At 39.3% G+C, this 11,252-nt stretch carries 10 protein-coding genes; 6 read left to right on the top strand and 4 right to left on the bottom strand.

Annotation, left to right across the window (positions count from 1 at the left end):
* Positions 1-154 precede the first annotated feature (154 nt).
* From ABIB50_RS04005 to ABIB50_RS03995, 3 genes are read left to right on the top strand one after another with little or no spacing between them, the layout of a single operon-like run.
* Positions 155-541, top strand: coding sequence for a plasmid mobilization protein (locus tag ABIB50_RS04005; protein ID WP_429377451.1), 387 nt, complete (start codon positions 155-157; stop codon positions 539-541).
* Positions 538-1,404, top strand: a complete 867-nt coding sequence (locus tag ABIB50_RS04000; protein ID WP_429377450.1) for a relaxase/mobilization nuclease domain-containing protein — start codon at positions 538-540, stop codon at positions 1,402-1,404. The genes ABIB50_RS04005 and ABIB50_RS04000 overlap by 4 nt, the downstream gene beginning before the upstream one ends.
* A gap of 53 nt (positions 1,405-1,457) precedes the next feature.
* Positions 1,458-1,922 (top strand): hypothetical protein, encoded by a 465-nt coding sequence (locus tag ABIB50_RS03995; protein WP_429377449.1) that lies wholly within the window; start codon positions 1,458-1,460, stop codon positions 1,920-1,922.
* Between the two features lie 143 nt (positions 1,923-2,065).
* On the opposite strand, the gene ABIB50_RS03990 is transcribed toward ABIB50_RS03995, so the two are convergent.
* The gene (locus tag ABIB50_RS03990) at positions 2,066-2,278 is read right to left on the bottom strand and encodes a hypothetical protein (RefSeq protein ID WP_429377448.1); all 213 of its coding nucleotides are present in this window, start codon (positions 2,276-2,278) and stop codon (positions 2,066-2,068) included.
* Positions 2,279-2,932: 654 nt separating this feature from the next.
* Between ABIB50_RS03990 and ABIB50_RS03985 the strand changes: the two genes are divergently transcribed.
* Positions 2,933-3,802, top strand: coding sequence for an IS1595 family transposase (locus tag ABIB50_RS03985; RefSeq protein ID WP_429377447.1), 870 nt, complete (start codon positions 2,933-2,935; stop codon positions 3,800-3,802).
* 414 nt (positions 3,803-4,216) lie between these two features.
* On the opposite strand, the gene ABIB50_RS03980 is transcribed toward ABIB50_RS03985, so the two are convergent.
* Genes ABIB50_RS03980 through ABIB50_RS03970 form a run of 3 tightly spaced genes read right to left on the bottom strand, consistent with a single transcriptional unit; the run spans position 4,217 to position 7,893 of the window.
* Entirely contained in the window at positions 4,217-4,912 is a 696-nt protein-coding gene (locus ABIB50_RS03980; protein ID WP_429377446.1) for a hypothetical protein, read from the bottom strand.
* A 7-nt stretch (positions 4,913-4,919) separates the two neighbouring features.
* Positions 4,920-5,696, bottom strand: a complete 777-nt coding sequence (locus ABIB50_RS03975; protein ID WP_429377445.1) for an HlyD family efflux transporter periplasmic adaptor subunit — start codon at positions 5,694-5,696, stop codon at positions 4,920-4,922.
* A gap of 10 nt (positions 5,697-5,706) precedes the next feature.
* A complete protein-coding gene (locus tag ABIB50_RS03970; protein ID WP_429377443.1) occupies positions 5,707-7,893 on the bottom strand; it encodes a peptidase domain-containing ABC transporter in 2,187 nt (728 codons plus the stop codon).
* A 192-nt stretch (positions 7,894-8,085) separates the two neighbouring features.
* Here ABIB50_RS03970 and ABIB50_RS03965 point away from each other — a divergent pair, with 192 nt between their 5' ends.
* Both ABIB50_RS03965 and ABIB50_RS03960 read left to right on the top strand, forming a co-directional pair.
* Positions 8,086-9,492: a hypothetical protein gene (locus ABIB50_RS03965; RefSeq protein WP_429377442.1), complete on the top strand. Its 1,407-nt coding sequence runs from the start codon at positions 8,086-8,088 to the stop codon at positions 9,490-9,492.
* Between the two features lie 11 nt (positions 9,493-9,503).
* Positions 9,504-11,147 carry a vitamin K epoxide reductase family protein gene (locus ABIB50_RS03960; RefSeq protein WP_429377440.1) on the top strand — a complete coding sequence of 548 codons (1,644 nt, stop codon included), beginning with the start codon at positions 9,504-9,506 and terminating at the stop codon, positions 11,145-11,147.
* Positions 11,148-11,252 lie beyond the last annotated feature (105 nt).

Below are 11,252 nucleotides of genomic sequence, written 5' to 3'. Positions count from 1 at the left end.
TACTCATTTACCTATCTCCTGAATTACCCTGCTAAAGTATGAGCTATGTTTTGGTGTTACCAAAACTTGCTGGCCCCATTCATGCTATCGCATTCGGGGGGATTTTTTAAGAGTTGGATAAGACCGATAAACACATATTTAGCCATACCGATATATGGAAAAGGAAACACTAAAAGGCAGGCCGGAAGTTAAAACAGGTCGCCCTGTTAAACAGCACAAGCGGCGGCAGATCGCCGCCGCGATGTGTACCCCACTGGAGAAAAAGCTCATTGAGGTCAATGCCAAAAGAGCGGATATGACCGTGTCGGAGTTTCTCCGGGAACTGGGTTTGAAAACCAGGATACAGGTCAAAGTCAGGACGCTGCCCAAAGAGGTTTTGCAGTTCACGGGGAGACTCAATAACGTAGCATCCAATATGAACCAACTGGCGCGCAAGCGCAATAGTGGCGACGAACTGAACGCTTTGGAAAGAGCATTACTTAACCAGGGTATCCGGGAGATACATGGTTTAGTATTGGATATTAAAGCCTATGTCAAATGATCGGAAAAATCGTAACCGGAAAAAGTTTTAGCGGCTGCCTGAAATATCTGCACGAGGGGCGTAGGCAGAAAACTGAAGAATTACAAAAAATGGAAGAAGCGAAGAAGCAGGCCGAGGTCATCCATTACAATGAATGCTTTGGCACCAAAAAAGAACTGATCCGGCAGTGCATCGAGGTTAGCCAGCTAAACCCAAAAGTAGGCAAGCCGGTGTTCCATGCCAGTATCAGTTTTCACCCCGATGATTACGGCAAACTAACCCGGCAGGATCAGATCGACATTGCGCAGGCACTGGCTAAGGAGTTTGATTTTGCAGATAAACAGTTTGTAGCCATCACCCATGCGGATACGGGGTATGAGCACATGCACGTTGTCGCCAACCGGATCGGCTACGAGGGGCCGACAGCCAGTGATAGCAACAGTTATAAACGCATGGCGGCTTGGTGCCGGAAGATGGAGCTGCAATATAACCTAACCCAGGTATTAAGCCCGAACAAATTCTTAAAGCCCGAACAAAGGGTAGCGCAAAGCCAGCGCATTGACAAACGAAAGGAACGGCTGAAGGAAACATTAGTATGGGCTATCGACAAATCCGGTAATGTTGCCGAAGTCAAGGCCCAAATGGAAAAGCAGGGTTACAAGGTCGAGCTGGGCAGGGGTATCGCTTTTATTGATGAACAAATGGTACGGTTTAAAGGCAGCCAGGTCGGTTATAGTTTGGAAGATATAGAGAAAACACTGAAAGCACAGCAGTTAATCAGTCAACAGCAACAACAGCAGCAGATACGTGAACAACAGCGGCAAGAAGAATTGGCAAAAGAACAAACGGAACAACACAGGTATTCCGGGGGAATATCACGGTAATGAGCAGAACAATAAAAATATAATTTATAAATAACCACTAACAATTTAAGATTATGGAAAGCAAGGAAATTGGAATTGATGAAATGACCCTTAAAGAAATGCTTGAAGAGATATTTAAGCAGGAAGAAAAGGTACTGGCATTTATGAAAATGCAGGAAGCTAAACTGGAAGAAAAAGACAATACCATTGCAGAGATGACAAAACAAACCCTTACACTGGTGAATAGTTTTGAAAGCAAGTATGCCAAGATTGAAGTCAAAGCACCACAACCCGATCTATCCGGCATTAAAGGCGAGATTAACACGGGTTTATTGACTATTAGCAGGGTCATTGAAAAAGAGCCGAAGCCTGTTGTCAGGCAACTGCGGTTTACCTTATTTCCTGAACAGGTAAGAAGCCCCGAATATTATCGGATCATGCTTACAAGGGTAATATGGGGCATATTGGGTTTAGTTTTCCTAATCATTTGTTACACTCTAATCAGCAAGCACATGGATTTGTCAGCGAAAATGAGATAATAAATCCAATGTTTTTAAATAATTAAAGCCATTGCGTATGCAAGGGCTTTAATATTCAAGTATGCGGCATTCTGGATTTCCCCATGCCGAGGAAAATGACATATTGCTTTACATCCAAGCGGTATTTTCGTTGAAGCATAACACTATATACTCAGCCATAGGTACGTCATATCTATATCATCTTTAGCTTGATATTCCATGTGCAGCACATAAGTTTTACCAGCGGGATTGGTAAATTTTTTTAACAGATCAGGGCGGTGCGATTTCGTGTGTTGCATATCATCCGGTAATTCTTCACTACTTACGATATGCAAGCTCAGTAAATGCTCCATAATTCCGGGCAGGGCAGCGTCCATATTTTCCCTAAAAATTTTGTTATACTGGTTGGTTTGATTGTTATGCTTTCGCTTTGCTATCTTTCAAAATTAAAATTATCTGTTAAATCCATACCATTGATTTACAAACGCAAGATTGGTACATTGGTTTAATGTAGCACAGCCAGGTCTATTATGGTGACCAATACACAGCTACGAGAAAAGTGATTTTTTTTCCTACTGGAAACCCGGCTGGTCATGTTCACTCTCAAATGGGGGTATAGAAAACATAAGGATATAAATGATAAACGCATCAAATACATTCAGGCAAACCTGCACAAAGGCAAGGAATTATTGTATTCACTGCGGCCGATACCATTTTGCCAAAATGGAAGGCCAATGAATTTTACTCCTATAATAGCGAGGAAACTGGTTTAATTGAACAATACCTGTCCGAACTTACAGGTATCTCAACCAACTAAAATACGAAAAATCAAATGATTACAGGCTTTTTCATTAAGTCGAAACCACCATCTAAACACCTTTTCACAGTAGAAAAGTGCGTTATTCGGTGAGTAAAAACTTAACAGCATACAACTCACCAAATAGATTATAATAAATTGATAGAATAAGGCTTTTATAAATACTAAAATTATTAGTATATTTATACCGAACAGGGTATTAATATTGAATAAGATGTTTAAAGGACTAAACCTAATAGAATTTTCTGAAAGATTTGCAACGGACGATGATTGCAGGAAATATCTTTCGGAAATAAAACGGGAAAATGGCTATCAGTGCGGCAAATGTAGGCACACTCATTACTATGAAATCAAGAAAGTTGGCTCCCGGCAATGCGTTAATTGTAAATATGCGGAGTCGGCCACAGCGCGGACTTTATTTCATAAGGTAAAATTTCCATTGCGCAAGGCTTTTTATATTGCCTTTATGGTAGTAACGAACAAGAAAGGCATGTCAAGCTATGAACTATCCCGGAAATTGGGGTTAAGGCAGAAAACGTGTTGGTCATTTAAACAAAAAGTGATTGAAGCGATGAAAAGCGGCGGTAATAATCCATTTAAAGGAGATATAGAAGTAGATGAGTTTTACGTTGGCGGCCCTGAAGCCGGTAATACAGGACGTGGGAATAAAACTAAGCAACAGGTAGTTATGGCTATACAAACTGATGGTTTTGGCATACACAGGTGCTACGCAAAGGTGATCCCGTCTGCCCATAGTGCTGAACTACAAGTATTTTTTGATCAGCATATCGACAAGGATGCAAACATGAGGACGGATGGTTGGAAAGGGTACACTTCTTTAAAACAAAGGTATCCCGGTATTAAACAGGAGGTTTCAGCAAAGGGAAAAGCTTTTCCTTTAATGCATCGCCAGATCATGATGTTTAAATCCTGGCTAAGAGGCACCCATCATCATTGTACCTACTTGCAGAAGTATATCGATGAGTTCTGTTACCGCTTTAACAGGCTTAAATATCAAGATACTTTGTTCCATAGGTTGATTGAACGTATGGTTTTTAATCAACCACTATTTTACCAAAATTAGCAATGCCGTTAAACGCCTTATTTTATAAATTGATATATAACCACTTCAAAAATCAGGTGGATAGGCTATTGCTCACCAAAATGCGAACCATATGCCTTGCATATCCTATTTTCATATATGACGTTTGTTTTCTCTCAAACCCATATAAATATAAAAAAATAAGAATAGATTTTGAAGTTAATTTGAGAGAAAACTAAACCAGCCAAAGGAGCATAAATTTACACTTTGGGAAATAGGGTTAAACAGAATTGGCCACTCTCTTTAAACGGTCGGTTTGTGGAACACAATTCAGCCTACTCGTTTATGAGGAAAGTAGACATAAATCAACGTAGTTCTAGAAAATCGTTTATTGATAATCGCTAGTTGATCAAAGTCAAATTGAACAGTGTGCGTTGAAATTAGTAATTATCTTGATTATTCTATTTTAATCAGATAGGTATTAATAAACGCGTCAAGTCCGTAAAGCCATTGGGGGATAGAAAATAGCTTTGAATCAATTTTTAAATTAAAAGGCGTTTTATCAAGATAGACACCTGATTTTACTGTTAATCTTATTGATACCCCTGTGCTTTGATCTGTATTTGGCACAATTAATTCACCGTATTTTTCAGAGGCCTGGTGTTCTGTAAAAATGATGTACTTGTAGTTTTTAAACTTATCTGTAATTTGTTTAATTGATTTATTATTCAAGTGTTGTAATACCTGCCGTATAATTAACAAATCTCCTCCCTTTATACGACCCACGCAAGAATCCTTACACACAAAATCAATTTTTGATGAGCCGTATAATGATTTATTCCTGGCTATTAAGGACTTTACTACATCATAACCAATGTAAGTATAATCGTGGTTAACATCGTCAAGAATGTTTAATATACCACTACTTACATTGAAATCTCCGCAGCCAATTTCAACAATTGTATGTACATCATTATCTAAAATAAAATCGGCTACAACTTTGGTATAACCCTTTATAAAAAAGTTATGTGAGCCAGGGCCAGAGTAGAACTCGCCTTTTTTACCGCCCCAACCATTTTTTTGATAGATTTTACTAAAAATTGTTGAATTGTACGATTCTTTAAGTTCCTTTTTTTTCGTTATTATTTTCATAAACCTATTATTTATCAATAGAAGTTGATTTCACAAAACCATAATAAAACCGTTGTAATAGCCGCATGTCCTTTGTAACGATCATCGCTTGCGCCTTTAGTCCGTTTTTCACTGATAGCTTCTTTTTATCGTTCGTCATTAAGCTGTTGTTTAACCTAATAGTAGCCAAAAAACCGGCATCTGATGGGACACCAGCTATATAGGCTATGGTACCATCTAAAAACCCCCACTCTTCATAAGGATAGGCATCTAAACGCAATTGAACACGGAGACCGGTGTCCATTTTTGCAAAATTATTTTGGGGTAAAACGATTTGCGCATAGTAATTTGCATTTTCAGGAATTACATAGGCTAATAAAGTGCCCGCTTTTAAATAGGAGTTTTCATGCACGGGAATATTAAAAGACAGCTTACCATCTATTGGTGCCCGTAATTCAGTATTTTCAATCCGGCCTATCACATCGTTGCGCTTTACCGGCTGACCATTTTTAATGATAAGTTTTGTTAGCTGTCCTTCCTGTCTGACAATAATTTCTTTAGGGGCGTTCTCTGCCAATATAATTGCACGGGTGGTAACAACATCCGGGTAATGAACGAACCAGGTACCGCTAAAGATCAGTACTAAAATAGCCAGAAAAACTAATAGCGACCATTTCTCTAAAAAACCTGGCTGTCTTGAAATTATTTCTTGCGCCATTTCTGAGCGCAACGTATGTTTTGCTGATAAAGAGGTACTGGCTAAAAATACTTTCTCATCCTCTTCATCAAATTGTTCTTCTTGCATCTGTTAAATATTAAGTGCCTAACTCTAATTGATTTTTCACCAGTTCATAATATCTGCCTTTTAGATTGGTTAACTCCAGGTGGGTTCCCTCTTCAGCTATCTTGCCCTGGTGCAATACCACAATTTTGTCTGCCCCTCTAACTGTACTCAATCTATGGGCAACCACGACTACGGTTCTCCCCTTAAAAAACTCATTCAAGTGTTCTACGATATCTTTTTCGTTATTTGCATCAAGCGCATTGGTAGCCTCGTCAAAAAACAGGTACTCCGGTTCTTTATAAACCGCCCTGGCGATAAGCAGCCGTTGTTTTTGACCCTGACTTACGCCGACCCCGCCGCCGCCTAAAAGCGTATTAAACCCGTTAGGCAGCCCTTCTATAAAAGAAAAAATATTAGCGATACGGCAGCTTTGAGCAAGCCGCTCTTCATCTATTTCCTCATAACCAACCGCAATATTTTTAGCGATGGTGTCGCTAAAAATAAACCCATCCTGCAATACTGACCCACACTGCCTGCGCCAAAAAGAGGCGCTTAAATAATTGAAGTTACTTTCACCTACTTTGATCTCACCATCATATTGGTTATAAATCTTTAAAAGTAATTTTAATAAGGTTGTTTTACCACTGCCACTAACACCAACTATAGCCGTTACTTTACCGTCGGGTATAGTTAACGAGACGTCTTCCAAAACAGGATCATTGCCCGCGCCGGGATAGGTAAAGGACACTTTATTAAAGTAAATGTCTTTGTTGGCCGGTAAGTACGAAATAAAAGTCTTGTCATTGGGCTCTTCATCATCCAGTCCGTGCACCTCATTTAACCGCTCCATGCTGATGCGGGCATCCTGTATGGTTTGCGATAAGCCCATAAACTGGCTTACGGGGCCGCTTAAGGAACCTATGATATATTGCACTGCCAGCATGGCTCCAAAGGTAAGCTGGCCACTCACTACCATTTGCGCTACCATAAAGCTTATAAAAATATCCTTTGCCTGGTTAATAAACAGCCCTCCGACACTTTGAATCTGCCCATAGTTCATACTTTTATAACCCAGTTTAAACACATTTACCTGGATATTTTCCCATTCCCAGCGCTTTAACTGTTCAGCGTTATTTAGCCTTATTTCCTGCATTCCCTGTACAAGCTGGATAGTAGCGCTATTGGCTTTTGAGGAAACTTCAAAACTTTGGTAATTGAGTTTGCGCCTGACCCCCATAAAGAGTTGGATCCAGCCGAAATAAACCAAATTACCGATAGCAAACACTAGGAACAATTGTATATTGAAAAATATAAGTATAGTAGCGTAGACAATAAAATTGAAAAAAGAAAACAAGGTTGTCATGGTTTGCCCGGTTAAAAAAGCCTGGATCTGCCGGTTATCACCAATGCGCTGCATCGTATCCCCAGGTTGGTGGGTTTCGAAATAGGATACAGGTAACCGGGTAAGTTTTATCAGGAAATCTGACAGGATGGATATATTGGTAATATTCGAAATCTTTAATTGTAGGCGGCTTCTTATAAAGCTGATAACGGTATTGCTTAGCGTTAGCATTAGCTGCGCTATCAATACCATTGTAATAAACTGTATATTACGGGTATTTATACCGATATCCACCATGCTTTTGGTAAGGAACGGCAGCAGCAATTGCAATAATGAGGTAACCAACAACGAAACAAATACCAACGTAAGCTGTCTTTTGCTTAACGTAAGATATTGAGCAATTATACCCCATTTTAATTTGTGTTCCTTCTCGCCTTCATTCTCATAAAAAGATGGCGTTGGCTCCATCAACAGCACCGTGCCAACTTCGCCTATTTCTTCTTTTTTATTGGAGATCCAGTATCTTAAAAACTCCTGTTTTTTATAAGTGATCATTCCCCGGCCCGGATCTGCAACCACGGCTTTTCTTTTGGTAAGCGATACCAATACTACAAAATGATTGTTGTTCCAATGAAGTACAGCGGGAAGAGGGGCAACCAGTAATTTATCAAAATTTATTTGGGCACTCCTAGTACGGAACCCTATTTGTTCGGCAGTTTCGCTAATGCCGAGCATAGAAACACCAGCCCGATTAAAACCGGCTTTAGCGCGTAGTGTATTGGCATTATAATGCTTCCCATAATGCTTGGCTACCATGCGTAAACAGGTAGGACCGCAATCCATAGCATTTAACTGTTTATAAAAGGAGAAGCGCATAATAAGGTATTGGTTAAGTAGGTGACTGTAAAGTAAATGAAAAAAAAATTCTGTTTTTAACTTTTCCTAATTTTTTTAAAATAAAATTTGTTTTTTAAAATTTAGTTCTAATTTTACAATGACAAACAACTAAACCTTAACACGATACCTCAAGTATCCCTATGCTTGGAGTTGTGTTTAATCTACCTAAACATGAAACAACTCGTGAGCGATATACTTACGCCTATAGACAACAGCACGTTTTCTATACCCACTTATATTATTAATTTAAAGAAGCGAGCTGATAGAAAAGCGAACGTTCTGGAGCAATTTAATGGTCGTGATGAGTTCGCTTTGACTATAGTAGAAGCTTTTGAACATTCCTTTGGGGCGTTGGGGTTATGGATGACCATCCGCTACATTTTACAGGACCTGGCACCAACAGATGCAGGGTATATTATTATTTGTGAGGACGATATTGAATTTACTGAAGATTATTCGAAAGAGCATTTGTTGGTTTCCATCGATGAGGCAAAAGAAAAAGAAGCGGATGTATTGCTTGGAGGTGTTAGTTGGTTTGATGATACCGTACAAATATCAGATAGCCTCTTTTGGACAAATAATTTTTCAGGACTTCATTTCACTGTAATATTCAAAAAGTTTTTCCCCACTATTTCCGAAACGAAACTTAGAAATTATGATGCTGCCGACTTCTACGTAGCCAAGCTATCTAACAATGTAATTTTTAGATATCCGTTTTTGGCGATACAAAAAGATTTTGGCTATTCAGATGCTACAACAAGAAACAACCAGGAAGGACGGGTTCAAACACTGTTTAAATCGACAGATTATTGGGTTACTACTTTAAAAAAGGTTAAAAACCTTTATCAGACGCTTCCTAAGGAAGAAATAGATACATTGGATGCCGAGTTCTATAAAACGGTAATCATCCCCACCTACATTATCAATTTACCTGAGCGCACCGAAAGGCTTACCCATATCAAGAATGAATTTGCCGGTAAGCCGGAGTTTGCTGTACAGATCATTGAGGCTTGTAAACATGAGGTTGGTGCCCTTGGCCTCTGGTTGAGTATTCGCAAGATTATAAATATGGCCCGTGTCAATGATGATGATGTAATCATTATTTGCGAGGACGACCATCAGTTTACAGAATATTACTCCAAAGAATTTCTCATAAAAAATATTGTAGATGCGAATGATGAGGGCGCCTGCCTGCTATCTGGCGGCTCTGGAAAATTTACCAATGTGATACCTATCACAAAGAACAGATTTTGGGTCAAATATTTATTGTCGGCGCAGTTTATGGTAATTTATAAAGAATTCTTCCAGGAGATACTGGATTACCCTTTCGATGAAAATATAATAGCCGATGTAGCCTATTCAGCTATGACGATGAATAAAATGTTATTGTATCCTTTCATCTCAACACAAAAGGATTTTGGCTATTCAGATGTTACGGCAATACATAATGAACGTAAGGGACTGGTCAATAATATGTTTATTCAAAGTGATATAAAGCTCAAACGTATTCAGCAGGCTTATATAAAATATCATATTAAAGAACCCTCTCCTTTAACCACAACTGAAAATCACGCATAAACTTATATGAAATGAGACAATTGATAACCAGACTACTAGAGCCAAAGGACAATGCGCCTGAAGCGGCATTTCTTTTAGCACAACTCATGGGCGCAAAGATTTCGAGGTCGAGCCTTGAAAAAGACATTAAGACACATCCCGATTATCCGGCCTTTTTAAGCATCAGTGATGTGCTGAATAACCACGGAATTGAAAATTTAACCGCAAAGTTTGATTATGAGAAACTTGCTGAATTGCCTACGCCGTTTATTACTCAATATAACGGAAAAAAGCACGGTCACCAATTTACGGTGGTTAAAGATATTACAGGTGATATTATCACCTTTTACAACCCCGAAGATCAGGCCTGGCGTAAAACAGGCCTTAAATCATTTTCAAAACAAAACCAGTTAACGGTATTGCTGGCAGAAATTGAAGAGCCGATAAAAGAAAAAGATTACGAAAAAAACATACAAGAAGAAAAGCGGATCAGGTTGTCGCAGTCATTAGTAGCGGCCTGTCTGCCTTTGTTGTTGCTGGCAGTAACGTTGCTGGCATTCTTTGACAGGGGAATAGGCGCGCTGACACCCGCATTGTACGCCATTTTAACCCTTGCGGGTATGGCAATTACAACGCTATTGCTCTGGTATGAAGTCGATCAAAATAACGCTGCCTTACAGGATATTTGCAAGGCGGGCAAAAAAGTAAACTGCGGGGCCATTTTAGATTCGAAAGCTGCCAAAATTTTCGGTATAAGTTGGAGCGCAATTGGTTTTGTTTATTTTGCCGGTGGCTTGATTACCTTATTACTCACCGGCCTGTCAAACCCCGGTAGTTTAATGCTGCTTTCCTGGTTAACATTCACAGCGATACCCTACGTTTTTTACTCGGTTTATTACCAATGGCGCGTAGCTAAACAATGGTGCGTGCTATGCTTGTCAGTTCAGACAGTTTTAGTGTTACAATGCGCGATTACCTTTATTGGCGGCTGGTATAATGTTTCCCTATTACAAAACGGTAATATTTTTAACATGCTGGTACAAATCGTAGCGGCATTTGCTATCCCTTTTATTGTAATAACACTTTTATTACCGGCTTTACGCCGGGCAAAAGAAAACGGACAATTAACCTTGGAACTGCAAAGGTTAAAACATAGCCCCGAAATATTCAGGGCGGTGTTAGAAAAACAAAAAGCTTTAACCGTTAACCCGGAGGGCTTGGGCATTATTATGGGTAACCCTGATGCTAAGGTCAAAATAATAAAGGTTTGCAACCCTTACTGCGGGCCCTGCGCCCGTGTGCACACACCTATGGACGACTTGCTGCATAATAACCCTGAGTTGCAGGTTCAAATTATTTTTACCGCTACGGCTGATGAAAACGACTACAGATCAAAACCGGTTAAACACTTATTGGCGATTGACCAAAAACAACAAGACGGATTAACAGAACAGGCATTAGGCGACTGGTACCTGGCTGAAAAAAAAGACTACGATGTTTTTGCCAAAAAATACCCGATGAATGGCGAACTAAAAAAACAGGACGAAAAAGTTGAAGCCATGCGAGATTGGTGCGCTAAAACAGATATTCAATTTACACCCACTTTTTTTGTTGACGGCTATCAGCTGCCATCAAACTATAGTGTTAATGATCTTAAATATTTTTTATCTGTATAAAAACGAATTATAATATACCCATTATAAAAAGACATAATCCGGTTGTGCTAGCCTACTCAGGATTATATAGTTAACTAAATTTTTAAACTTTTAACCATTTTAAAA

Origin of the sequence: Mucilaginibacter sp. UYCu711 (genome assembly GCF_050433825.1) — a bacterium.
GTDB lineage: Bacteria > Bacteroidota > Bacteroidia > Sphingobacteriales > Sphingobacteriaceae > Mucilaginibacter.
The sequence above is the reverse complement of the archived record's forward strand: the minus strand, read 5'-3'. Positions and strand labels throughout refer to the sequence as shown.